At 70.4% G+C, this 22540-nt stretch carries 23 protein-coding genes; 11 read left to right on the top strand and 12 right to left on the bottom strand.

Annotated elements, in window-relative coordinates:
- Window positions 1-15: 15 nt before the first annotated feature.
- From E8A74_RS39075 to E8A74_RS39055, 5 genes are all read right to left on the bottom strand, one after another.
- Window positions 16-1218: a serine/threonine-protein kinase gene (locus tag E8A74_RS39075; protein ID WP_136934197.1), complete on the bottom strand. Its 1203-nt coding sequence runs from the start codon at window positions 1216-1218 to the stop codon at window positions 16-18.
- Between the two features lie 128 nt (window positions 1219-1346).
- Window positions 1347-2438 carry a glycoside hydrolase family protein gene (locus E8A74_RS39070; RefSeq protein ID WP_136934196.1) on the bottom strand — a complete coding sequence of 364 codons (1092 nt, stop codon included), beginning with the start codon at window positions 2436-2438 and terminating at the stop codon, window positions 1347-1349.
- Between the two features lie 10 nt (window positions 2439-2448).
- Window positions 2449-3828, bottom strand: a complete 1380-nt coding sequence (locus E8A74_RS39065; protein WP_136934195.1) for an OmpP1/FadL family transporter — start codon at window positions 3826-3828, stop codon at window positions 2449-2451.
- Window positions 3828-5129, bottom strand: coding sequence for an OmpP1/FadL family transporter (locus E8A74_RS39060; RefSeq protein WP_136934194.1), 1302 nt, complete (start codon window positions 5127-5129; stop codon window positions 3828-3830). Before E8A74_RS39060 ends, E8A74_RS39065 begins: the two co-directional genes overlap by 1 nt.
- An 87-nt stretch (window positions 5130-5216) precedes the next feature.
- The gene (locus tag E8A74_RS39055) at window positions 5217-6110 is read right to left on the bottom strand and encodes a hypothetical protein (protein WP_136934193.1); all 894 of its coding nucleotides are present in this window, start codon (window positions 6108-6110) and stop codon (window positions 5217-5219) included.
- A 246-nt stretch (window positions 6111-6356) separates the two neighbouring features.
- On the opposite strand from E8A74_RS39055, the gene E8A74_RS39050 reads away from it, so the two are divergent.
- Genes E8A74_RS39050 through tatC form a run of 3 tightly spaced genes read left to right on the top strand, consistent with a single transcriptional unit; the run spans window position 6357 to window position 8963 of the window.
- Window positions 6357-7493, top strand: coding sequence for a radical SAM protein (locus E8A74_RS39050; protein WP_136934192.1), 1137 nt, complete (start codon window positions 6357-6359; stop codon window positions 7491-7493).
- 58 nt (window positions 7494-7551) lie between these two features.
- A complete protein-coding gene (gene tatB / locus E8A74_RS39045; protein WP_136934191.1) occupies window positions 7552-8100 on the top strand; it encodes a Sec-independent protein translocase protein TatB in 549 nt (182 codons plus the stop codon).
- The gene (gene tatC, locus E8A74_RS39040) at window positions 8097-8963 is read left to right on the top strand and encodes a twin-arginine translocase subunit TatC (protein WP_136934190.1); all 867 of its coding nucleotides are present in this window, start codon (window positions 8097-8099) and stop codon (window positions 8961-8963) included. The genes tatB and tatC overlap by 4 nt, the downstream gene beginning before the upstream one ends.
- Before the next feature lie 172 nt (window positions 8964-9135).
- Here the strand turns inward: tatC and E8A74_RS39035 are convergent, their stop codons facing one another.
- From E8A74_RS39035 to E8A74_RS39025, 3 genes are read right to left on the bottom strand one after another with little or no spacing between them, the layout of a single operon-like run.
- Window positions 9136-9573, bottom strand: a complete 438-nt coding sequence (locus E8A74_RS39035; RefSeq protein ID WP_136934189.1) for a 23S rRNA (pseudouridine(1915)-N(3))-methyltransferase RlmH — start codon at window positions 9571-9573, stop codon at window positions 9136-9138.
- An 11-nt stretch (window positions 9574-9584) separates the two neighbouring features.
- A complete protein-coding gene (gene rsfS / locus E8A74_RS55160; protein ID WP_232379946.1) occupies window positions 9585-10451 on the bottom strand; it encodes a ribosome silencing factor in 867 nt (288 codons plus the stop codon).
- Window positions 10452-10485: 34 nt separating this feature from the next.
- Window positions 10486-11757, bottom strand: a complete 1272-nt coding sequence (locus tag E8A74_RS39025; RefSeq protein WP_211365552.1) for a glutamate-5-semialdehyde dehydrogenase — start codon at window positions 11755-11757, stop codon at window positions 10486-10488.
- A gap of 58 nt (window positions 11758-11815) precedes the next feature.
- On the opposite strand from E8A74_RS39025, the gene E8A74_RS39020 reads away from it, so the two are divergent.
- Window positions 11816-12163 carry a hypothetical protein gene (locus tag E8A74_RS39020; RefSeq protein ID WP_136934188.1) on the top strand — a complete coding sequence of 116 codons (348 nt, stop codon included), beginning with the start codon at window positions 11816-11818 and terminating at the stop codon, window positions 12161-12163.
- Window positions 12160-12357 (top strand): hypothetical protein, encoded by a 198-nt coding sequence (locus E8A74_RS39015; RefSeq protein WP_136934187.1) that lies wholly within the window; start codon window positions 12160-12162, stop codon window positions 12355-12357. The genes E8A74_RS39020 and E8A74_RS39015 overlap by 4 nt, the downstream gene beginning before the upstream one ends.
- Window positions 12358-12359: 2 nt before the next feature.
- Here E8A74_RS39015 and E8A74_RS39010 read toward each other — a convergent pair whose 3' ends face one another.
- From E8A74_RS39010 to E8A74_RS39000, 3 genes are all read right to left on the bottom strand, one after another.
- Window positions 12360-13157 (bottom strand): class II glutamine amidotransferase, encoded by a 798-nt coding sequence (locus E8A74_RS39010; RefSeq protein ID WP_136934186.1) that lies wholly within the window; start codon window positions 13155-13157, stop codon window positions 12360-12362.
- 160 nt (window positions 13158-13317) lie between these two features.
- On the bottom strand, window positions 13318-13791 hold the full coding sequence (locus E8A74_RS39005; protein ID WP_136934185.1) for a hypothetical protein: 474 nt from the start codon (window positions 13789-13791) through the stop codon (window positions 13318-13320).
- Between the two features lie 32 nt (window positions 13792-13823).
- Window positions 13824-14591 carry an SDR family NAD(P)-dependent oxidoreductase gene (locus E8A74_RS39000; protein ID WP_136934184.1) on the bottom strand — a complete coding sequence of 256 codons (768 nt, stop codon included), beginning with the start codon at window positions 14589-14591 and terminating at the stop codon, window positions 13824-13826.
- Window positions 14592-15444: 853 nt separating this feature from the next.
- Here E8A74_RS39000 and E8A74_RS38995 point away from each other — a divergent pair.
- The 5 genes from E8A74_RS38995 to E8A74_RS38980 all read left to right on the top strand — a co-directional run bounded on the left by E8A74_RS38995 (window position 15445) and on the right by E8A74_RS38980 (window position 20348).
- A complete protein-coding gene (locus E8A74_RS38995) occupies window positions 15445-15918 on the top strand; it encodes a hypothetical protein (RefSeq protein ID WP_136934183.1) in 474 nt (157 codons plus the stop codon).
- A gap of 59 nt (window positions 15919-15977) precedes the next feature.
- Window positions 15978-17534: a glutamine-hydrolyzing GMP synthase gene (gene guaA, locus E8A74_RS38990; protein WP_136934182.1), complete on the top strand. Its 1557-nt coding sequence runs from the start codon at window positions 15978-15980 to the stop codon at window positions 17532-17534.
- Window positions 17534-17848, top strand: a complete 315-nt coding sequence (locus tag E8A74_RS38985) for a PEGA domain-containing protein (protein WP_136934181.1) — start codon at window positions 17534-17536, stop codon at window positions 17846-17848. The genes guaA and E8A74_RS38985 overlap by 1 nt, the downstream gene beginning before the upstream one ends.
- 75 nt (window positions 17849-17923) lie before the next feature.
- Complete coding sequence (locus E8A74_RS53235; protein WP_170229702.1) at window positions 17924-18094, top strand: hypothetical protein; 171 nt, start codon at window positions 17924-17926, stop codon at window positions 18092-18094.
- 229 nt (window positions 18095-18323) lie between these two features.
- The gene (locus E8A74_RS38980; RefSeq protein ID WP_136934180.1) at window positions 18324-20348 is read left to right on the top strand and encodes a PAS domain-containing hybrid sensor histidine kinase/response regulator; all 2025 of its coding nucleotides are present in this window, start codon (window positions 18324-18326) and stop codon (window positions 20346-20348) included.
- A gap of 232 nt (window positions 20349-20580) precedes the next feature.
- Here the strand turns inward: E8A74_RS38980 and E8A74_RS55705 are convergent, their stop codons facing one another.
- Window positions 20581-21711, bottom strand: a complete 1131-nt coding sequence (locus E8A74_RS55705; protein ID WP_136934179.1) for a hypothetical protein — start codon at window positions 21709-21711, stop codon at window positions 20581-20583.
- A gap of 142 nt (window positions 21712-21853) precedes the next feature.
- Here E8A74_RS55705 and E8A74_RS38970 point away from each other — a divergent pair, with 142 nt between their 5' ends.
- On the top strand, window positions 21854-22510 hold the full coding sequence (locus tag E8A74_RS38970) for a hypothetical protein (protein WP_136934178.1): 657 nt from the start codon (window positions 21854-21856) through the stop codon (window positions 22508-22510).
- The last annotated feature ends 30 nt before the right edge of the window (window positions 22511-22540 follow it).

The raw sequence follows: 22540 nt of genomic DNA, 5'->3' as shown, positions 1-22540 counted from the left end.
GGGCGGCTCCGCCGGTCAGCGGCGGGGCGCCGTCGGCGCCGTCTTCGGGGGCGGCGTGCTGTCGCCCGAGAGGAGCGACAACCCGGCCACGATCGTCCCGATGCCGAGGAGGGCAAGCACGACGATCACGAGCGCCGAGCTCTTGCGTGGTTCTTCCGGCGTGACCGTGACAGGCAAGGCCTCCGGCGGGCGGAGGGCCGCGTCGCGGACCTCCGCTGGGATGCGATCGGAGATCTCCTTGAGCGAGGAGAGCTTCGGCCGGCGCATCGAGCCCGTGGTGGTGGCCGGGCCGAACGGCCGTGATCCCGGCGACGAGCTGCGCTGCGTGACGAGCGGGAACGAGGTTCGGCTCGTGCGCTCTTCGAACTCGATGCCGAGGGCGCGCTCGAACTCGTCGGCGACATCCTTGGCCGCCGAGTAACGCGCCGTGGGGTCCCGCTGGAGGGCCTTGGCGAAGAAGGAGTCGATCGAAGGGGGGAGGCCGGGCACGAGCGTGGTGATCGGCTCGAATCGGCCTTCTTCGATGGCGTTGCCGAAGCTCTCGAGGTTCTGCCCGCTGAAGGGAGCGCGTCCGCTGAGCGCGTAATACGCGAGGACCGCGAGGGTCCAGAGGTCGGCGCGGAAATCAACGTCCTTCTGGCCGAAAATCTGCTCCGGGCTCATGAACTCGGGCGAGATCATGTGCGTCGCGTCGCTCGTGGTCCGCCCCATCGAGGAGATGCCCGCGCGGACCGAGAGGCCGAGATCCAGGACCTTGGCCTCGAAGTCACCGCCCTCGGGTTCGGTGAGGAAGATGTTGCCGGGCTTCAGGTTCCGGTGGACGAGGCCGAGGAGATGCGCCTTGCCGAGGCCCTTGGCGAGCTGCGAGATGAGGCGCGCGGCGTCCTTCGGCGCCATCGGGCCGGTCCTCGTGATGCGGCTGCCGAGGTCTTCCCCTTCGAGCAGCTCCATCACGAGGTAGGGCATGCCGGTGCGCGTCAGGCCGTGCTCGAGGATCTGCGCGACGTGCGGGCTCTTGATCTGCCGCGCGGCGACGTCCGCCTCGCGCTGAAAGCGGTGGAGAGGCGAGGAGTTGCGCGACAAGGCGCGACCCATGAGCTTGACGGCGACGTCCTTGCCGAGGCCCACGTGCTCGGCGACCCACACCTGGGATTTGCCCTCCTGCCCGAGGTGCCTCGCGAGCCGCATCTTGGGAGTGATCTGGTCTCCTTCCAACATCTCGCTTCCGTGGCGCGGTCCCCGAGACGCCGGGCGTGCCGGCGCGCGGAGAGGGCTCTCTCACTCGACTCGACGTTACATCACGCAGCGGGACCAAAGTAAAGAAGCGCGCCCGGGAAGGGTCGGTTTCAAGGCGCTGGCAAGATCACATCGGCGGGCGCCACGCCCGCAGCCACCGCCGGATAATTGGCGCTCTTCGTGCGGCCCGCGCGCTGCGTTGTGAACAGCAATGTGTAGCCAGACCGCACGAGGGCGCAGGGCTCGTGCGGGCCGAGCGAGCTGCCGCTGCCGAACACAGGGCTCACGGCGCGCTGGAGGGGCGCGGCGCTGGCCGGATCGAAGCGCGCGGCGAGGCCCACGACGGCCTTTCCGTGGGTGTCCCGGGCGGCATGGTAGACACGCAGAATGGAGCGGCCCTCAGTCGACCGGACGAGCACGGGCGCGGGCGCGCCGACCCAGGCGCCGTCGTAGGGAGGCTCGGCCTCCTCCCCGGCCGGCGCGGGCGCAAGCGCGGGGCCGTCGCCGACGCGGGTCCAGGTGATGCCGTCCTTGGAGCGCGCCTCGCCGATACGCGCGGCGTCGCCGGGCCCAGGGACCTCGTAAAAAAGCCGGAGTGAGCCGTCGTCGAGCACGACGACGCCCGGGCTCCGCGGCACGGCGCCGGCCTCCCAGCCAGCCGCGTCGGGGCCGAAGACAGGCCCTTCGACGCGCGTGAAGATCGCGCCGTCCGGGCTCCGCGCGAGCCCGATGCCGCCAGCCGCGGCGTAATACAGGAAGATTTCGCCGCCCACACGGACGACCGACGGCGCGCCGACGGTGCCGCCTTCCCAGGGCTCCTCGGGCGTGAGCACGACGAGGGGCATGCGGTCGAAGGAGCGGCCATCCTCGGCGCCGTGACGCACGATGGCGCCGGGCGGAGCCGCGGGATCGGGGTCCTGCCCCGGCACCTCGGGGGTCATGGAGAAGTAGCCGAAGACGGCGGGCGTCACGGGATCGCCGTCGACGTCGAGGACCGCGGGATCCCGCGGGAACGTCTCGTCGTCTTCGAGGGCATTCGGGGCGGAGCGGAGGTTGCCGAGCTCGCCCACGCGCAGGGCGCGGAACGGGCCCGCGGCGGCGTTCGGCAGGTTCTCCCCGCCGGTCTCGGTGTCGGCGAGCGTGGCGCAGCCGGACAGGAGCGCGAGGGCGAGGAGGAACGAACCAGCGTGTCGCGTGCGCATCGTCTTGCCCTCAGAACGAGGCGGTGAGCGTGGCGCCGCCCGCGATCATGGTGCCGTCGGCCCGGTAATCTCCCACGAAGTCGGCCGGGTTCGCCTTCTGCGTGACGCGCTCGGGCAGCACGGAGAAGGCCACGTGCGTGTCGAGGCGGAGCGCGCCGCGGAGGACGGAGAACGGCGCGTTGAGGACGACGCCCGCGCCGAGGGAGATCGTGTGCCGATCGGCGTCGACGAAGTTCGTCGGGCCCTCCTGCGGCGGCACGGGCGAGCGCTCGTAGGCGTACCCGGCGCGCAAGGGGATCTCGACGGCCTTGGCCGGCCCAGGGCGCCCCGAGACGCGCCGCTCGGCGCCGAACGCGAGGACGTACTCGACGCCGAGGCGCGGGACGAAGCGGTCCTGGAACGCGGGCGGGACGATCACGACAGGCCTGGGATCCTCGGGCAACTCGACGCCGACGCCGGGCGGAGGCTCGGCTTCGAGGTGAGCGGAGGTCTGGGGGATCGGGCTCTCGTAGGCCGACCAGTTCACCCAGCCGAGATCGAAGTTCGCGCGGAGGCGGGGCACGGCCTGGAAGGACAAACCGAGGACGACCTGCTGCGGCTGGAAGGCGTCGAGCGTGCGCGTTTCGAGGGCGTAGCGGAGCGGGACGTCGACGCCGGCGAAGTCGACGATGCCCTCGAGGTTCGCCTGGAGCGCGAGGTCGAGCTTGGTTTGTCCGCGGTAGGCGACGCCGAGATAGCCGAGGCTGCCGAGTTTGACGCGGGCGCCGGCGATGGGGTACCGGATCGAGGTGAGATCGGCGTCGACCTCGTGGGAGAGCTGCGAGTCGTAAGGCTTGAGGACGTCGGCCTCGCCGCGGATGCCGAAGCGGCCGCGCGTGGCGGCGAGGAAGGCGAGGCCGCCGCCGATTTCGAGCCACGGGAGCGGCCGGACGGCGAGGTGGACCGAGAGGAAGAGGATGGTGGGCCGGTCGTTGTAGAGCTCCCAGCGCGGCGTCTCCTGGCGGAGGGCGCGGATGCGGGAGAGGCCGTTGTCGGGGATGTACGTGGCGATGCCGAACGCGAACGGGAGCGAGAGGATCTTGCCCGGGGCGACGATGCCCGCCATGAGGCCGTGGACGTCGGCGACGTCGTTGTCCTTGCCGTTGATGCGGAGGCGGTTGTCCGCGTAGAGGTAGCCGAGCGAGAGCTCGAGGCCAGGCGCGGAGACGAGGCCGGCGGGGTTGTAGAAGCAGCCCGAGAAGTCCGCGGCGTCGGCGGTGACGGCCCCGGCGAGCGCGCCGGTGCGAGAGCCCATGCCGTACGTCCCGGGAGCGCTGGCCCGAGCTTCCGGCGCGGCGAGGAGCCACGCTACGGCGAGCGCGGGCAGGAGCGAGCGCGCTTGGTTCGACATCAGAACCCGACCCCCACGGTGGCGGCGCCGGCGACGACGACGCCGCTCGTGCGCACGGAAGGCGCGCCGGGGTTCTGCGCGGGCACGTCCGCGGCCTTGTCGTTCGCGCGAGGATGGAGGACCTGCACCTGCCCGGCGAGATCGAAGCGCAGGTTCGGGAAGGGCGCGGCGAGCTCGAGCCCGTAGCCGAGGCCAAAGACGCTGCGCGTGTTGTCGTAGATGTTCGCGGCGGCCGTCTGCGGCGGCGAGGGCGAGATTTCGAGGAAGTAGCCGGCGCGGAGCATCATCGAGACGGACGTCTTCGGCGAGAGGACCCGCTCGACGCCGAGGCGCGGGACGATCGTGTCCGTGTACCCGAGCGGCGTGGGCGTGAGGGCGCCACAAGGCTCCGCGGGCGGTGCGCCCGTGGACGGGTCGATCTCCGGGCAACGGACGGTGGCCTCAGCGGGGCCGGGGTAGGCCGACCAGCGCTTGTACGTCGCGCCCGCGGTGACACGCCAAGGGCCACGGACGCGCGCGACTTCGAGCGCGATCTGCGCGGGATCGTACTGCGCGAGGCCGGAGATGTTGAGCGGAGGCACGACGATCTGGCCGAGATCCTTCACCTCGATGACGACGTTGAAGCGCCCGACGAGCTCGCCGCGGTAGGTGAGGCCGACGCGGTAGGCGCCGCGCTCGTAGCTCGCGCCGAGGATGGGGCCGTAGCTCGCGACGAGCGTGTCTTCGACGACGGTGCCGATGCGGCCGGAGGCGTCGGTGGCGACGAGGACGGAGCCGGTGAGCGCCGCGAGCGCCGCGAAGCCGCCGCCGATCCGCACGCCGTACCCGATGTCGACGCCGAGGCCGACCTGGACCGCGACGGAGGCCGTGCGATCCGCGAGGGGGAACTGCTTGGTCTCGGGGTAGAGGATGCGGCCGCGGACGATGAGATCAAAGGGCGTGAAGAAGCCGAGGCCGATGGTGATGCGGTCCTTCAGGACGCCGGCGAACGGCACGGGCAAGACGGCGCCGATGAAGCCACCCGCGAGGTTGTCGTAGTTCAGGCGCTCGGGCGCGCGGAGGTCGAAGACCGAGCCGAGCAGGCCGATCGTGAGCTCGCGTCGATGTTCGAGGCTGAGGAGCGCGGGGTTGCTCCAGACGGCCTCGAAGCCGCGGCCGAGCGCGGCGCCGGTGCCGCCCATCGCCATGGAGCGCGGGCCGAAGCCGTACACGTCCTCGGGGGAGCTCCACGCGTCGCCGGCCGGCAGCGCCGCGAGGGCGGCCGAGGCGACAGCGAGCAAGAGGGCGCGGCGGCGGGCCATGCGAGCGCGACGGTAGACGCATGCAGGGCCGGAAGGAAGGGGGAGCGGAGCCCGAGACGCGCAGCAACGCGCGGGACGGATCGAGGCTCAGCGACGAACGGGGCCGCTGTCTTCCTGGACCTCGACGAACACGTCGTCGAGCGAGCTCGCGGCGTAGGAGCGCTTCGCCCATCGGGACAAGGTCGCGCCGCTCGCGGTCGCGACACGCGCCAGCATGGCCTCCGGGATCTCGCCGAAGCGCTCGCGCAGGACTTCGAGGAGCATCTCGCGGCGGCCTTCTTCGCGACCCTCTTCGCGGCCTTTCTCTTCCGCGTCTTGCTTGATCGCCAGGATCTCGGGGTTGCCCTTGCGCTCGAGGGCCCGCGCGGCCTCGCGCTCCGCGACCGCACCATCGAGCAACGCGCGCACCCGGATCGGCCGTATGAAGCAGGGGTCTTCGATCCTCCCATCGAGGTCGAGCGGCACGAACGCAACCTTCTCGCGCGACCACTCGCAGATCTCGCCGCGCTTCACCTGGATCGCGAACACGCGGCGGACGCCGCGCTCGATGAGGTCCTCGGCCTTCTCGCGCACCACGCCCGGCGCCTGCTCGTTCACGATCTCGAACGAGACCTCTTCGAGGTGCCGCCTCCCCGTCGCGGGATCCGTGCCGTCCCGCCGGATCGACAAATCCGTGGCGAAATTCGAGCGCTCCGAGACACGCGTGAGCAGGTCGATCGAGGCGCGATAGCCTTCGCGGACGTGCAAGCGGATCACGGCGCCGAGGTTCGCGTGCGCGTCGCCGTGGGGCTCGAGCGCAGGCTGGGCGATGATCTTCCGGCCGCGTATCATCTCGTCGCGCGTCGTCTCGGGGGCGACGACGTGCTGATCGACCGGGGGGAGCTTGCGGGGTGGATCGGCCGGCGGGAACGAGAGCGCGGCTCCTCCCCGGGCGGACGGCGCGAGCATCATCGAGGGACCATCGCGCTTTGGATCCATCATCGAGAGGCAGGGTAGCAGGATCCGCGGAAGATGGGGAGGAACGAGACGAGTGCGTCCGGGGTCCCGCTCGACTAGAACATCGATCGGTTTGACAACCGCTCGATGTTCTAGCTCTTCTGTCCCGAGGGGGACGCCTCGCGTCCCCCTCTCGCCCGGGCAAAGCCCGGGCGATTCACCCCCCGAGGCGAGCTCGCTTCGCGATCTCGCAGAGCGCCGAACGGGTCGGCGCTCTAGAACGATGCCGCCGTGCCCCTCGCCCTCCAGGCCCTTCTCCCCGACGAGCTCGCCCGCGTTTGCAACATCGACGTGACGGACGCGCGGCGGATCGTCTCGACCGTGCACCGGACGGGGGGTTTGCCCGCGCGCTCGCCCGCGACGATCCGGCGCGCCGCGCTCGACGCCGCCCGTGCCGCCGGGCACGTCCCCACGATCCAGATCGAGACCCGCGCCGCGAGCGCGATCGATCCCTTCGTCAAGTACGCCTTCCGCCTGCCCGACGGGGCCGTCATCGAGACCGTGCGCATCCCCCTCGAGCACCCGGGTCGCTTCTCGGTCTGCGTGTCCTCGCAGGTCGGCTGCGCGCTCGCCTGCGCGTTCTGCGCGACGGGTCGCATGGGCCTCGGGCGCAACCTCGAGGCGTGGGAGATCGTCGAGCAGGTGCGGCGCGTGCGCGAGGAGCTCGCGCACGACCCCCCGACAAACCTCGCCGCCGCCGGGATCCGCCCTCGCGTGCACGGCGTGCTCTTCCAGGGCATGGGCGAGCCGATGGCGAACATCGAGCGCGTGATTCACGCGATCCGCGTCATGAGCGAGCCGAGCGCGCTCGCCATCGACATGCGCAACATCACGGTGTGCACGTCGGGCTTGCCCACCGGGATCCGCACGCTCCTCCGGGAGGTCCCTGCGGTCCGGCTCGGGGTCTCGCTCGGCTCGGCGCGGCCGGGGCGGCGGCGCGCGCTCATGCCCATCGAAGGCGCGCACCCGCTCGAAGAGGTGCTCGCGGCCGCGGGCGAGCACGCGCGGGCGACAGGGCGATCGCCGATGTTCGCGTACACGCTGCTCGCCGGGCAAAACGACGCGGACGAGGATGCCGCGGCGCTCGCGGATCTCTGCCTCGCCTTCGCCACGGCGCACGGGCAGAGGCCCCGGCTCAGCTTGATCCCTTACAACGCGATCGCCGACGGCACCACGCCCGATCCGTTTCAGCCTTCGACGCGGCTCGAAGCCTTCCGCGCGGTGCTGCTCGGGCGCGGGGTGGGCACGATCGTGCGGTATTCGGGCGGCGGCGACGTGGGGGCGGCGTGTGGTCAGCTCGCGCGGCCGCTGGAGCGGGGGGTTCGAGGGCGTAGCTCGGCTCGACCGAGCGAAGCCCCCGAGCGTTGACCCAGAGGGACGGCGTCTCCCGGTGGATTCCGAACCCACGGCGCGCTAGCTTGCTCGCGTGTTCGGATTGAGCTTCGGCGAGATGGTCGTGGTCGTGCTCGTGGCCATCGTGGTGGTGGGCCCGCGGCACCTGCCGAGCATGATGCGGACGGCCGGGCAGTGGGTGACGCGCATCCGCCGCATGAGCACCGACCTCCGGGCGCAGAGCGGCATCGACACGCTCCTCCGCGAAGAGGGCATCGACCGGAGCATCCAGGAGATCCGCGCGCTCTCGAACGTGAACGTGCTCGACGGCCTGGAGAAGCTCGCCGTTCCGACCCCTGCCGCCAAGGCCGCCACGACCTCCACCGTGGCCGCGGCCGCGACCGTGGCGGCCGCCGCGGCGAGCGCGCCGGCGCCCGACGAAGAGCCGGTCGTCATCTTGCGCGAGCGTGAGTATCCGCAGGTCGGCTGCGACGCCTACGACGCGTTGCCCGACGACGCGGCCCCGTACGGAGAGGGAGACTTCGGCGGGCCCGAGCCCCTCGCCCACCACCCGCTGGGTGCCGTGGCGACCGACGATCCGACGAGCCGGGTCGTCACGAAGGAGCCGAGCGCGGCGTCATGAGTGATTCCAAGGCGAAGGCGGTCAAGGACGCGGCGTCCGCTCCGATCGAGGAGGAAGAAGGCGCTCCCATGACGTTCTGGGAGCACCTCGACGAGCTGCGCAAGCGCCTCGTCTACTGCTTCGTCGCCTTCCTCATCTGCTGCGTGCTCACCTGGGAGTATCGCGATCCCCTGCTCGACATCATCTCGCGGCCGTTCAAGGGCGCGTGGACGGCGCAGGGCTTGCCGAACCAGGCGACCTTGCACTTCGAGTCGCCTCAGGCCGCGTTCATCGGGTACTTCCAGCTCTCGCTGCTCGGCTCGATCGTGCTCAGCGCGCCGATCCTCTTCTACCAGCTCTGGTCCTTCATCGCGCCCGGGCTCTACGCGCGCGAAAAACGCTTCGTGATCCCCTTCGTGCTCTCGGCGTCGGGGCTCTTCGTGGGCGGCTGTTACTTCGGCTGGCGTGTCGCCTTCCCCATCACGTTCAACTACTTCCTCGGCCTCGCCGGCACCGTCGGCGGCGGCCAGGGCGTGACGATCACGCCCACCATCATGATGGGCGAGTACATCGACTTCGTGACCCGGATGCTGCTCGCGTTCGGCATCGTCTTCGAGATCCCGCTGCTCATCCTGTTCCTCTCGCTCGCGGGCATCGTCAATTACTTGCAGCTCATCCGATTCGGACGCTGGTTCGTCCTGATCGCGTTCATCATCGCCGCCGTCGTCACGCCGCCCGACATCACGAGCCAGATCGTGATGGCCGTGCCGATGCTCGTCCTCTACGTGCTCTCGATCGGACTCGCGTTCATCTTCGGCAAGAAGCCGACGGAGGCCCAGCGCGAGGCGTACCGGAAGAGCAAAGAGAAGACGAAGACGGCCTAGAGCGCCGACCCGTTCGGCGCTCTGCGAGATCGCGAAGCGAGCTCGCCTCGGGGGGTGAATCGACCGGGCTTTGCCCGGGCGAGAGGGGGACGCGAGGCGTCCCCCTCGGGACAAAAGAGCTAGAACATCGAGCGGTTGTCAAACCGATCGATGTTCTAGGAAAACGCCTCGTTCAGTGGGCGTACGGCTCGCCGCGCAGGATCGTCATCGCGCGGTAGATCTGCTCCACGAGCACGAGCCGCGCGAGCCTGTGCGGGAACGTGAGCGTCGACAGGCTGATCCTGTCGTGCGCGGCGCGCGACGTCTCCGGGGGGATGCCGTCGGCGCCGCCGATCAGGAACGAGACCACGCCCTTGCCGCGGGATCCGGCGCGCTCGATCGTCCGGGCGAACGAGGGGCTGTCGAGCGCGCGCCCCAGGACCTCGAGCGCGATCGTCGTCGAGCCGTCCGTCTTCTTCGCGAAGAGCTCGATGAGCCGCGCGGGCGGCGCGTCCTCGAGCTCGATCTCGTCACAAGGCATGTACCGGCGCACGCGCCCGAAGTAGTCGTCGAGGGCCGCGCGGAGCGGTTTGTCCTTCACGCGGCCCACGGCGACGACGACGATACGCATACGATCCGGCTCTACTCTTCCTCGGTCCGATCCTCGTCGTCCCCGAAGCCCTCGCCCGCGTCTGCCTGCGCGCGGTTGCCCTGCGAGGCGGGACGCGCGCCCGGCTCGCCTTCGGGCACGGCGACGCGGCTCGCGTCCATCCAGAGGCCCTCGATGTCGTAGAGCTGCCGCGCGTCCTCCTGGAAGACGTGCACGACCACGTCGCCGTAGTCGAGCAGCACCCACGTGGCCGCGGACATGCCCTCGACCGAGATCGGCGCGATCTTCTTCTTGCCGAGCTCCTCCTCGATCCCCTGCGCGATCGAGCCGACGTGCCGATCACTCCGGCCCGTCATGAGCACCAGGAAATCCGCGTAGTCGACGCGCCCGCGCACGTCGAGGATCTCCACGCCGAGCGCCTTCTTGTCGAGGCCGGCGACCGCCATCGCGACCGCGAGCTCCCGCGCCGGCGAGGCCGTCTCGGGCACGGGCGCCTTGCGTCCGGCCGCTCGCTTCGGGGCCGCGAGCGGCGCCTTCTTCACGCCGGGCGCGGCCTTGCCGCGGAGCTCGCCCTCGGTTTTGCGACGCGGCAATCCCGGGCGTTTCGTCGTCTTCGCGGCCGCGGATGTGCGCACCGCCTGCCCGCTCGCGTGCGAGGCGCGGAGCTTCGGCCGGGCCGACTTCTTCCCCGCCTTCACGGCCGCCTTCACCACGGCCGGCGCCACGTGCGTGTCTCGCTCGCCCGACGCTTCGCCCGGGTCCACGTCGCGAGGCGAGCGCGCCGCGCCCGTCTTGCTCGTCTTGCTCGTCTTCGTCGTCGTCGTCTTCGTCGCAGCCGTCTTGCTGCGAGCCGGCTTGGGCGACTCGCCCCCGCCGTCCGATCGCTTCTTCGTTACCAACGTCTACCTCACTCCGGCCTCTGACCCGGGCCGATTACCGAACTTGCCCCTCACCGAAGACGATCCACTTCTTCGCGGTGAGGCTCTCGAGCCCCATCGGTCCGTACGCATGGAGCTTCGTCGTCGAGATGCCGATCTCCGCGCCGAGCCCGAGCTCGCCGCCGTCGTTGAAGCGCGTGGACGCGTTGACGAGCACGCAGCTCGCGTCGACGGCCCGCGAGAAGCGCTGCGCCCGCTCGTAGCTGCGCGTGCAGATCGCCTCGGTGTGGTTCGAGCCGTACTGCGCGATGTGATCGAGCGCCTCGTCGAGCGAGCCGACGATCCGGATGGCGAGGATCGGGGCGAGGAACTCCTGCCCGTAATCCTCGGTCGACGCGGGTTTGGCCGAGGGGATCACCGCGCGTGTCGCCTGATCGCCGCGGATCTCGAGCCCCTGCGCCGCGAGCTTCCCGACCCGCGGCAAGAACGCGAGCGCCACGCTCTCGTGCACGAGCAAGCACTCGAGCGCGTTGCAGACGCCCGGCCGGCTGAGCTTGCCGTTCTCCACGAGCCGGAGCGCCATGTTGAGATCGGCGCCCTCGTCGACGTAGAGATGACAAACCCCCTTGTAGTGCTGGATCACCGGCACCCGCGCGTGCTCGGTCACGAAGCGGATGAGCCCCTCGCCGCCGCGCGGGATGACGAGATCGATCTTCCCCGCGAGCCCGACGAGCAGCCGGATCCCCTCGCGATCGCTGGGCGGAACGATCTGCACGGCGTCCGCAGGCAGCCCGGCGGACGCGACCGCGGCGCGCACGAGCTCCCCGAGCGCGGCGTTCGATCGCGCTGCCTCCTTGCCGCCGCGCAGGAGCACGGCGTTGCCGCTCTTCAAGCAGAGCGCGGCCGAGTCCACGGTCACGTTCGGGCGCGCTTCGTAGATCATCGCGATCACGCCGAGCGGGATGCGCACCTGACCCACGCTCAGGCCGTTCGGGCGCTGCTTCATGCCGAGCACTTCGCCCACCGGATCTTCGAACGACGCGATCTGCGTGACGGCCGCCGCGATGCCGAGGATGCGCGGTTCGTCGAGGATCAGCCGATCGACGAGCGCGGGTGCAAGCCCCGCCGCGCGCGCGGCCTCGACGTCCTCGGCGTTCGCGGCGCGGAGCGGCGAGCCCTCGGCGGCTTGCGCGCGCAGCGCCTCCGCGATGGCGACGAGCGCGCGATCCTTGGCTTCACGCGACGCGATCGACAACGTACGCGCGGCCTTTCGGGCGCGCTTTGCAAGCTCGACGAGTTCCTCGGTCAGGATTGCGGTGCTCTCCACGGCGTCGAAACCTAACGCGGCTGCCCGCACAAGGCCAAGGGCGTGCTAGCGTGGCCGCGTGTCGGCTCGCCCGCGCGGTCTCCCCGCCTGGTTCCTTCTCCTGCCCCTCGGGCTGCCTACGTGGCTCGGTTGTGGCTCCCACGACGACGAGGGGCCGGCGAGCGCCGCGCCCGCAGCGACGATGATCCCGATGGGCGCGCCCGGCGCCGAGGGCGCGAAATTCGACCCGGCCCCGGAGACGCCTCCCCCCAAACCCTCCGAAATGCGCCAGAAGATCGACGGTACCCCCGACGACCCGCTCGCGCCCCCGAGCCCGTTCGGCCTGCCGCCCGTGAACCAGCACGAGGGACCGGCGACGCCGACGCCTCCGCCGCAGAACATCAAGAAGAAGGGGACCCATCTATGAGCAACCGGTTCGTCCCCGCGCTCGCGTCGCTCCTCGTGCTCGCCGCGGGCGCCTGCAGCAGCCCGCCGAAACCAAAGCCGCTGCCGGGAGGCCCGCCGCCCGAGTACGAGGCGCCGCGGAGCTTCGAGTTGCCCGGACACCAAGCGCCCCCGGCCGAAGCGCCCGCCCCGACCGATCCGCCTCCGCCGCCTTAGCCTTAGAAGGCGCGCCGAATCTCGAACCCACGTCCTCCAAGACGACGACGTCCCACGAAAGCCCTTTGTTTGGCTTCGACGGGCGAGACCCTCGGCGCGACGCCGCCCTCGATGCAGAGGAGCGATCGCTCGGGGACCTCCTGCCATGCGCCCTCGTGCGGCGCCTCCGACGCAATGCGGACGACGCCCGCCTCGGACGAGACGTACAAGCTCCGGCCAAAGCGATGGGCATAAAGCACGTCCCCATCACTCAATAGAAAATTGATCGCGCCAAAGCGAGGCCTGTCCGTCGCGGCCTCGATGACCCGGGCGATCGCGCGGTGGACCGCGCCGCCCGGCGCGCGCCGGCTCCCGTACGTGGCGCCGACCTCGTCGAGCGCGGTCATCAGGAACGCGAACAACCGCTCGCTGTCCGTATCCCCCGTGATCTCCCGCCTGCGCGATTGCGAGGTGCGCCGTTCGAGCCACGCGACGTCCGAGATGGTGCCATTGTGCGCGAACACCCACGCATCCCGGCGGAACGGGTGGGTATTGGTGAGGCCGGTCTTTCCGACCGTGGCTTTGCGGACGTGGGCGAGGACGATACGCCCGCGGGCGTTCGAGGCGATCGTGTGGAACGTCGGGTCCGCGTGCGCGCACGTCGGGCTCTTGTGGATCGCCCAGGTTTTCCCGTCATGGGCAGCGATCCCCCAGCCATGCGGGTGCTCGGGCGACAGGGCCGCGAGGCTCTTGGGAGCCGTGGCGAGCGGCTCGGGGTGAGGTTCGACGTGCCTCGAAACAACACCGAAGAGGCGACACATCGGAGCAGGTTATAGCCGAGGGTGCGAGGACGGGCCAGATTGTACGGGAGAAACGGGTACGGACGGGCGCGCGCGACGGGGGCGGGATCCGCCAGGATCGGCGAGGGCACCATGGACGATGCGGGCCGCCCTCACGAGCGGCCCGGTCCGGCACGGAGCGTCATCCGTTCGTCCCTTTGCGCTTCCTGGCCGCAGCCCCGGTGGTACGCCCTGGGAACACGTCGAATGCGTAGTCGTAGTACCCATGATCATCCTGCGTCTGGATCTCGACGCGGATCCCGCCTTCACACTGCACGATCCTCAGCATCTTGCTGCGCTGCACCCAGGCGCCGACGACGCGGCACATCCACGCGAAGACTTCGTCCCACCGCTCGGCGACCTGCTCGGCGTCGAGGCGGTGCACGCCGCGTTCGAGCGCGGTCTTCAGACGGCCGAGATCCACCGCCGAGGCCGGAAACCCTTTCACGAGATTGGGCCCGGAAACCACCATCTCGTTTGACACGGCGCGGGCGATGCCGCCGAGGATCCTGCTGGTTTGCCGCTGGCGAGGATCCTGCGGGAAGCGCGGCGGAGGCGGCAGACGAGGCAACGGCGGAAAACGCACGACATTGTCGGACGGCGGCCCCTTGCTCACGATGGTGCTCCTCCCCTTCTTCCCCTCTCCCCTCAGACGATCGTCAACCCGCCGTCCGCCACGAAGCTCGCCCCGTGGCAATAACTCGAATCATCCGACGCGAGGAAAAGCGCGAGCTTCGCCATTTCCTCGTTGGTGGCCACGCGACGGGCGGGAATCATTTGCTGGTAGCCAGCCCGCAACGCCTCGGCGTGCCCCGGGGCCATTTGTTCGGTGAACGCGTACATCATGCGGTTGTCGACGCCGCCCGGGACCATCGCATTGACCCGAATGTTCACGGGCGCGAGCTCAGCCGCCGCCGTGCGCACGAGCGCAAGCACCGCCGCCTTGCTCGTCGCATACGCAGCGCACCCCGGGAACGAGTTGATGGCCGCCGTCGACGACGTGACCACAATGCTCCCCCCACCCCGCTCCCGCATGTGCGGAATGACCTTCTGGATGCCCAGGAACGCCCCGCGGACATGAATCGCGTGAAGGTCGTCGAGCACCGCCACGTCGAGGTCAGCGATGGGCGTGACCATCCCCTCGGACCCCGCATTCGCAAAAAGCACGTCGACCCCGCCGAAGGCCTGAACCGCCGCGTCGACATACCGCTTGGTGTCTTCGGCCGTTCGAACGTCCGCGACCACGGTGCGTGTCCGCGCAGAATCACACCCCTCCGCGGCCTGCCGCAGCCGCTCTTCATCACGGCCGACCAGCACAAGCTTGGCCCCCTCGCGCGAAAAGAGCGCAGCCGTCGCCGTCCCAATGCCCCCCGAAGCCCCCGTAATAATGACGACCTTGTCCGTCAGCTTCCCCATGAGCACGGCACGCTACCGATTCTCCCCGCCTTTTGCCAGCGCAGCGAGCGCTCGGAGGCCCGGAGCTGGGGCGTTGCCCCAGGCCCCAGGAGGGGGCTATCCGCCCCCTCCACCCCGGACCAGCGAGGCGCTGGACCCAAGCTCGATGAACTGCGCGATGCGCAGTTCATCGAACAGGCCCGGTCAAGACCAGCACCGACGTTGCCGACCAAGGCAGCCCCGCTGCGGGTTCGGATGGCAACCTGGCTCCTTACATGGATGAGCCTCCAGAGGCACGAGGCCGTGCCTCGAAGGAACGAGGACGTGTCTCCGGGGCGTGCGCTCGAGTCTCCGGAGGCACGAGGCCGTGCCTCGAAGCGACGAGGACGCGTCTCCGGGGCGTGCGCTCGAGTCTCCAGAGGCACGAGGCCGTGCCTCGAAGGAACGAGGACGTGTCTCTGGGGCGTGCACTCGAGCCTCCAGAGGCACGAGGCCGTGCCTCGAAGGAACGAGGACGTGTCTCCGAGGAGTGCGCTCGGGCCTCTGGAGGTGCGAGGCCGTGCCTCGAAGCGACGAGGACGTGCCTCGGAGGCGCGGGAACGATGGAAGGCGTGGCGGGCTCGCTGCGGGAGCCCATGGGCTCATCGCTGAAGGCCACCAAGACAGCCGCGCGACTGCTTCTGCTGGCAACCTGGCTCCTTCGCCGGCCTGTTTGAAAAACTGCGCACCGCGCAGTTTTTCAAACCTGGGTCCAGCCCCTGGCTGGTCCGGGGTCGAGGGGGCGGACAGCCCCCCGCGGGGACCGGGGCAGCGCCCCGGGGGGCAGCGCCCCGGCGGCGGCGCTGCGTGAACTGGGATGATACCCTCGCCTCCCGTGATTCGGCTTGGCTCGCTCGTCCTCCCTGCTTTGCTCCTCGCCCTCCCTGCGTGCTCGCGCGGTGATGCCTCGACCGACGCCTCGCCGCTCCCCGTCGTGTCCTCCCGCCCTGCGCCTGCGCCCCGCCCGGCTGGCCCTGCCGAGCTTGCCCTCGTCGCGCCCCTCGCGCCTGGCAGCACGCTCGACGGGTTTGCCGTGCGCGAAATTCGCGCGGTCCAGGACGGCGTCCTCATGCTCGTGTGCGAGAAGGATCGGGCCGTCGTGCGCCTCTCCGTCGCGCTCGCCGTGGACGATGGGCCCACTCCGCCTGCTTTCGCCGGCAGATATGCGGTCTTTTACTCGGCGCGTGGCAGCGATCCGGCCGACGGCGAGCGCCTTGCCAAGGCCCTCGCCGCCATCCTGGAGAAACACCCCGATGTCCCCGTTCCGCCGGGGATGACCTCGTTCGTCCCGACGCCCATTCCCATCTAGCTTCTTCGCGCCCGCTCCGGTGCTCGCCCCCTCCCGCGAAAAGTGCTAGCGCGGCGACCATGCTCACTGGCCGACGGGACCTCGTCCTGATCCTGGATTTCGGTTCGCAGTACACCCAGCTCATTGCCCGCCGGATCCGCGAGGCCTCCGTGTACTGCGAGGTCTACCGCTATGACCTGCCGATCGAGCGCATCCGCGAGCTTGCGCCCCGCGGCATCATCCTCTCGGGCGGACCGTCGAGCGTGTACGGCGAGGGCGCCCCGCACCTCTCGGCTGAGCTCTTCTCCGTTGGCATCCCGATCCTCGGCATCTGCTACGGCATGCAGCTCCTCTCGCACCTGCTCGGCGGCAAGGTCGAGCGCGGCGCCGAGGGCGAATATGGGCCCGCGCTGGTCCGTACGACCCGCGCCGCCGGCGTCTTCAGCCGCTTCAACGACGGCGACGTCCTCGACGTCTGGATGAGCCATGGCGACAAGGTCGTCGAGCTCCCGCCTGGCTTCTCCACGCTCGGCACCACCGACACCACCCCGTTCGCCGCGATCGCCGACGACGAGCGCCGCATCTACGGCCTGCAGTTCCACCCCGAGGTCGCGCACACGCACCGCGGCAAAGACCTGCTCGAAGCGTTCCTCTTCGACGTCTGCGGCCTCGAGCCCACGTGGACCCCGGCCTCGTTCGTCGAGGAATCGGTCGAGGCGATCCGCCAGAAGGTCGGCCCCGACGCGAGCGCCGTGTGTGGCCTCTCGGGCGGCGTCGACTCCTCGGTCGCCGCGATCCTCTGCCACCGCGCGCTCGGCGACCGGCTCGTCTGCATCTTCGTCGACAACGGCCTCTTGCGAAAAGGCGAGGCCGAGCAGGTCGTGAAGATGTTCGGCGACCACTACCACCTCCGGCTCGTGCACGTGGACGCCCGCGAGCGTTTCCTCGACGCGCTCGCCGGCGTCACGGATCCCGAGCAGAAGCGCAAGACGATCGGCCGCGTCTTCATCGAGGTCTTCGAGGAGGAGGCGAAGAAGATCGAGGATTGCCGCTTCCTCGTGCAGGGCACGCTCTACCCGGACGTGATCGAGAGCGTCTCGGCGAAGGGCCCGAGCGCGGTGATCAAGAGCCACCACAACGTCGGCGGCTTGCCGGAGCGCATGAAGCTTGGCCTCGTCGAGCCGCTGCGTGAGCTCTTCAAGGACGAGGTGCGCGCGGTCGGCGCGACGATGGGCATCCCGCACCACCTGCTCTGGCGCCACCCCTTCCCCGGCCCCGGCCTTGCCGTGCGTTGCCTCGGCCCGCTCACCGAGGAGCGGCTCCAGGTCCTGCGCGAGGCCGACGCGATCTTCGAGGAGGAGATCCGCGAGGCGGGGCTCTACGACAAGATCTGGCAGAGCTTCTGCGTGATCTTGCCCGTCCGTACCGTCGGCGTGATGGGCGACGAGCGCACGTACGACGAGGTGATCGCGCTCCGGGCCGTGGAGTCGAAGGACGGCATGACGGCCGACTGGGCGCGGATCCCGCACGAGGTGCTCGGACGAACGAGCGCGCGGATCATCAACGAGGTCCGCGGCGTGAACCGCGTCGTGTACGATGTCTCGTCGAAGCCTCCGGCTACGATCGAGTGGGAGTGATGGAAACGAGCACGAAACGCGGGAGCTTGGCGGCCCTCTTGTGCAGCCTTCTCATCGGGGCATGTGCGCCGAGCGCGCCGGCCACGGTCTCGCTGCGCGTGAAGGGCAACGCCCCGGACGCGTCGGTGACGATCGACGACATGTACATCGGGGCGCTCGCGTTCGTGGCGAAGCGCGGCGTCGCCCTGCCGCCGGGCAAGCACCGGATCACCGTGGAAAAACCTGGCTTTTTTCCCTGGGACAAGCTCGTCGAGGCCCGCGAGGGGGATCCGCCGATCCACCTCGACGTGGGCCTCGTGAAAATCCCGGACTGATCACGCCCGTTCGGGCAAGAAGGACTTGACTCTGCGGGCTGTTTCGCTACGGTCCCGCGCTCTCCGAGGATAGACATGGCGAATACCCCGAAGTGGAACATCCGGTTGCGGCACGAGTGGCTCTCCACGCCGCTGAAGAAGAAGCGGATCAAGCGTGGCCAGAAGGCGCGTATTGGCCTGCTGGACGCCGAGGCGCGGAAGAAGACCAAGGCCGACAAGGCCCCGAAGACCGAACAAGCGTCCTGACCGGACGTTCGGACCTCTCGGCGGTACGCGCGGAACACCCGCGCGCACGCTGACCCGAGACGAAGAGGCGTCGCCCCTCGCCCACAACGCAGGGGTGGACGCCTTTTTCCGTTCGTAGGGCCTCGCATTTTGGCATGCTGGCGCAGGCCGCCGTCGGCTCGTTCACGACCACGGCACGTGGACGAAGGCTCGGAGGCGGGAGAACGGCGCGCGCGTCGGGGTTCTACGGATGAGCGATACCAGCGAGGCCCTGCGACAATCCGAGGAGCGTTACCGCACGCTCTTCGAACAGGCGCCCGTCGGCGTGTTCCTGTACGACCGGAACCTCCGGCTCACCACGTGGAACGCGCGCTTCACGCAGCTCCTCCAGACGACGAACGAGCGGCTCGCGTCCCTCGACATGCACGGGCTGCGCGACCGCGCCGTGTTGCCCTCGATCGAGGGTGCCCTCGCCGGCGCGTCGAGCACGTACGAGGGCCGTTATCAGGCGACCACGAGCGACGCCATCGTGTGGGTCTCGATGCGCCTTTGCCCGCTCCGGAGCGCCAGCGGCGAGGTCATCGGCGGCATGGGCGTGGTCGAGGATCTCACGGAGCGAAACCGCGCGCTCGCCGCGCTCCGCGAGAACGTGACCGAGCGGCAGGCCGCCGAGGAGGCGCTGAAACGCTCGGAGGCGCGGTTCCGTGCGCTCATCGAGCACGCGCCCGACGCCATCGGCGTGGTGCGTCAAGGCCGGTGGATCTATGCGAACCCCGCGCTCATCACGTACCTCGGCTACGAGCGCGCCGGCGAGCTCATCGGGCGCCTCGCGCGGGACTCCGTTCATCCCGACGAGCGCATCACGCACGAGCAAAACCACGCCGATCTCGAGCGCGGCACGTCGGTCTCCCCGCACGAATACCGGCTGCTCCGTCGCGACGGATCCATCGTCCACGCCGAGGTCGTGAGCCTGCTCGTCGACTACGACGGCGCACCGGCGACCCTCGGCGTCGCGCGTGATCTGACCGAGCGCAAGCAGATGCAAGCGCGCCTCGTGCAAGCCGAGCGCATGGCCGCGGTCGGCACGCTCGCGGCCGGGGTGGCGCACGAGATCAACAGCCCCCTCGCCTACGTGCTCACGCAGCTCACGGTGGCGACCGGCGAGGCGCTGCCCGCGTTGAAGCAACGCGTCGAGGTCCTCGAGCACGCCGCGGATCTCACGCCGGGCGAGCTCACGCAGCGCGTGCTGGAGCTCGAAGCGGCGATCGACGGCGCGCGCGAGGCGGCCGAGCGCATGCGCAGCATCGTGCGGGATCTGCGGACGTTCTCGCGCGCGGACGACGGCGAGATCGCGCCGACCGACGTGCGCCGCGTGCTCGACGCCTCGCTCAACATGGTCTTCGGCGAGATCCGCCATCGCGCGCGGCTCGTGAAGCAGTACGACGACGTGCCACTCGTCGACGCCAACGAAGCGCGGCTCGGCCAGGTCTTCGTGAACCTGCTCGTCAACGCGGCGCAGGCGTTGCCCGAAGGGAACGCGGCCGCGAACCTGATCCGGCTGCGCACCTACGTCGGCGACGCGGGGCGCGTGGTCGTGGAGGTGATGGACTCGGGCCCTGGCATCCCCGACGACGTCAAGGCGCAGATCTTCGACCCCTTCTTCACGACGAAGCCCGCGGGCGTGGGCACGGGCCTCGGGCTCTGGATCTGCCAGGGGATCGTCACGCGCCTCGGCGGCACGATCGATCTCGCCTCGAGGCCCGGCGAGACGATCTTTCGTGTCGTGCTCCCCCCCGGCGCCTCCGCCGGCAAACCTCTCGACGGCGCGCGGGCGCTCCGCGTCGACGAGCCGAACCACGCGCAGAAGCCAGCCATGAAGCCGAAGCCCCCCGACGTGAAGCCACGCCGCGGCCGCGTGCTCGTGATCGACGACGAGGCGCCGCTCGCGAATGCCCTCAAGATGTTCCTCGCCGACGAGCACGACGTCGTGGTCTCGACGAGCGGCCGCGACGCGCTCGCGCTGCTCGAAAAGGATCCGACGTTCGACGCGATCCTCTGCGATCTGATGATGCCCGACGTGACGGGCGTGGACGTCCACGAGGCGCTGCGCGAGCGCGCGCCCGACGTCGCCGCGCGCCTCGTCTTCGTGACGGGCGGCGCGTTCACGCCGCGCATGCGGGCCTTCCTCGAAGAGGTCCGAAACCCCCAGCTCGAAAAACCCTTCGACCTCCCGAAGCTCCGCGCGCTGCTCCGCCAATTGGTCGCAGGGCGCTGAGAAGCTCGCTGCGCGTCTCCGAGGGGGGTTCACAGCGCCTCGCCGGGGTTTCACCCCGGCCCCGACCAGGGGCTCTTCGCCCCTGGACCCGAACCAGGGCACAGCCCTGGACCTCTCGTGGATCGACCGCGATGCGGTCGATCCCAAGAAAGCTCGGAGAGCCTGTGGAACGTCCTCTCGGAGGGTGTTCTACAGGCGTCGCGAGCGGCTCGAGGCCAGGAAGGCCGAGCGATCAGCGGGGGCCGCGCGCCGCGAACCAGTCGCGGTAGTGCTGGTACAGCGTCGCGTATCGCACGTACGTCTCGCGATCCGCCGCGAAGCGCCGCTGCCAGGCCTCGGTCTCGGTCGTGTGTGCCGTGTCCGTGAGCCCGTACTTCGTGCGGATCTCGGCGAGCGCGACGGGGTTCACCGCGATCTCCGCGGCGAACGCCGCGTACCGCTCGAGGCTGAGCTGCGGGCCCGAGGCGACCGCCGGGAAGCCCGCGAGCGTCATCGGCTGCGGCACCGTCGGCGGCATCGGGACGGGCGTCGGGCGCTGCGACGCGTAGGACGTGCTCGACACCGGCGCCCCTGTGCTCGCGGCCGCGGCCGGCGTGCCTGGCGCCGGCGGGTATCCGTATCCCCCGGGCTGTGATGGTTGCGGCGGCGGCGCAGCGGCGAGCGGCTTCGGCGGCGGCACGGGCGGCGGGAGCACCACGGCCTTCATGCCCGGCGACGAGGGCGACGGAGGCGGCGGTGGGAGCGGCGCGCTCTGGAACGGGAGCGTGGGCCTCGAGGGCGCAGGTTGCGCGGGCAACGTCTGCCGCGCGGGCAGCGGATCCGGGATCGTCGCGACGCGCGGCCGCATCGGCGCTGCGTGCTCCTCCGGAGGCAACATCGCGCCCGGCGCGCTCTCGCGTGGCGGCGGCGGCGGACCCTTCACGGCAGGCGCGCCGCTCGCCGTCACCGGCGGCGGCGTCACGCCCTCGGCCGCTGCGGCCGCTGCGGCGGCTCTGCGCGCGCGGAGCCTCGCGAGGAGCTGCTCCGGATCGGCCGTGGGCAACATCGGCACGGTGTCCATGAGCCCGAGCGGCACCGATTGCGCGCGCGGCGGCGTCGGCTCGTCTTCGCTGCCTCCGGCACGCGCCTTGCGCGTCTCGATGGCCCGCGAGCGCGCATCGAAGGCTGCTTTGTACCGTGCCTCCAGCGCGTTCCGCGTCGCCTCCGGCTCACGCGACATACGCTCCATCCAGGCGTTGCGGCTCACGCCCCAGGCCTCGGCCGAGAGCGCCTCGACGCGCAAAACCTCCTCGAGGGGCGTCCCTGCCTCGACCTCCGCGCAAAGCGCGGCGAATCGTTCCAGCTCGATTTCCGGTTCCATCACGTCGGGGCGCCCGTGAGCGCTCGGCAGACCATACGCCGGCCGCGGTCCGAGGTCGAGAGCGCCGCGCGACGTTTCAGCACGTTGCCGACGACTGGGCTTGCCCCCCGTCCGTCAAACCGTGGTACTAAGCGAGGTAGAAACGATGAACTCGAGTCTCCGCACCTTTCTCGGTCTTGCCCTCCTCGTCGCCCCCCTCTCGGCGGGCTGTGCCTCTCGCACGGCGCCCTTCGATCAGATGGACCAGGCGCAAATCACCGTGCTGCGCCTGAGCGCGCCGCCGCCGCCCGCCGCCGCGCCGGTCGCGACGCCCGGCGCGCTCCCGGGCATCCCGGGCCTGCCCATCCCGCCCGAGATGCAGGCTGCGGGGCAGCAGCTCCTCCAGGGCCTGAACCAAGCCGCGCCGGGGCTCATCCCGCCGGGCCTCCTCCCGGGCGGCCAGACGACGCAGCCGGCGCCCGTCCAGACGCAGGTGCCGCTGTGGAACGGCCTCGCGATCGTGGCCCAGACGCCCGTCACGAACGAGGACATGAAGAACGACCTCCTCGATCTCTTCGGCGACGAGGACAGCTTCCAGGCCGGCGCGAACAATTGCACGACGGCGCCCGGCATGGGCGTCTCGTTCGTTCGTCCGGGCCAGCCGAACACCGACCTCGTGGTGTGGTTCACTTGCTCCAAGGCCGCCGGCGTCACGCCCTTCACGCTCCCCTACGGCAAGGACATGCTCACGGGGGAGTCGCACCAGAAGCTGAGCCAGATCTACCAGGCTCTCTTCGGCATGGCCGTTCCGCCCGGCTCCTGATCTCTCGCGCCTCGCACCTCCGAGGGCCTC

The sequence above is a fragment of the Polyangium fumosum genome, assembly GCF_005144585.1.
GTDB lineage: Bacteria > Myxococcota_A > Polyangia > Polyangiales > Polyangiaceae > Polyangium > Polyangium fumosum.
The sequence above is the reverse complement of the archived record's forward strand: the minus strand, read 5'-3'. Positions and strand labels throughout refer to the sequence as shown.

Bases quoted from the DNA above. Each gene is read 5' to 3' on its own strand.
- E8A74_RS39065 (WP_136934195.1), bottom strand. From the start codon at position 3,828: ATGTCGAACCAAGCGCGCTCGCTCCTGCCCGCGCTCGCCGTAGCGTGG.
- E8A74_RS39010 (WP_136934186.1), bottom strand. From the start codon at position 13,157: ATGTGTCGCCTCTTCGGTGTTGTTTCGAGGCACGTCGAACCTCACCCC.
- E8A74_RS38970 (WP_136934178.1), top strand. From the start codon at position 21,854: ATGAACTCGAGTCTCCGCACCTTTCTCGGTCTTGCCCTCCTCGTCGCC.
- E8A74_RS39015 (WP_136934187.1), top strand. From the start codon at position 12,160: ATGAGCAACCGGTTCGTCCCCGCGCTCGCGTCGCTCCTCGTGCTCGCC.
- E8A74_RS39070 (WP_136934196.1), bottom strand. From the start codon at position 2,438: ATGCGCACGCGACACGCTGGTTCGTTCCTCCTCGCCCTCGCGCTCCTG.
- E8A74_RS39000 (WP_136934184.1), bottom strand. From the start codon at position 14,591: ATGGGGAAGCTGACGGACAAGGTCGTCATTATTACGGGGGCTTCGGGG.
- guaA (WP_136934182.1), top strand. From the start codon at position 15,978: ATGCTCACTGGCCGACGGGACCTCGTCCTGATCCTGGATTTCGGTTCG.
- E8A74_RS53235 (WP_170229702.1), top strand. From the start codon at position 17,924: ATGGCGAATACCCCGAAGTGGAACATCCGGTTGCGGCACGAGTGGCTC.
- E8A74_RS39060 (WP_136934194.1), bottom strand. From the start codon at position 5,129: ATGGCCCGCCGCCGCGCCCTCTTGCTCGCTGTCGCCTCGGCCGCCCTC.
- E8A74_RS38985 (WP_136934181.1), top strand. From the start codon at position 17,534: ATGGAAACGAGCACGAAACGCGGGAGCTTGGCGGCCCTCTTGTGCAGC.
- E8A74_RS38980 (WP_136934180.1), top strand. From the start codon at position 18,324: ATGAGCGATACCAGCGAGGCCCTGCGACAATCCGAGGAGCGTTACCGC.
- tatC (WP_136934190.1), top strand. From the start codon at position 8,097: ATGAGTGATTCCAAGGCGAAGGCGGTCAAGGACGCGGCGTCCGCTCCG.
- E8A74_RS39035 (WP_136934189.1), bottom strand. From the start codon at position 9,573: ATGCGTATCGTCGTCGTCGCCGTGGGCCGCGTGAAGGACAAACCGCTC.
- E8A74_RS39075 (WP_136934197.1), bottom strand. From the start codon at position 1,218: ATGTTGGAAGGAGACCAGATCACTCCCAAGATGCGGCTCGCGAGGCAC.
- E8A74_RS39055 (WP_136934193.1), bottom strand. From the start codon at position 6,110: ATGATGGATCCAAAGCGCGATGGTCCCTCGATGATGCTCGCGCCGTCC.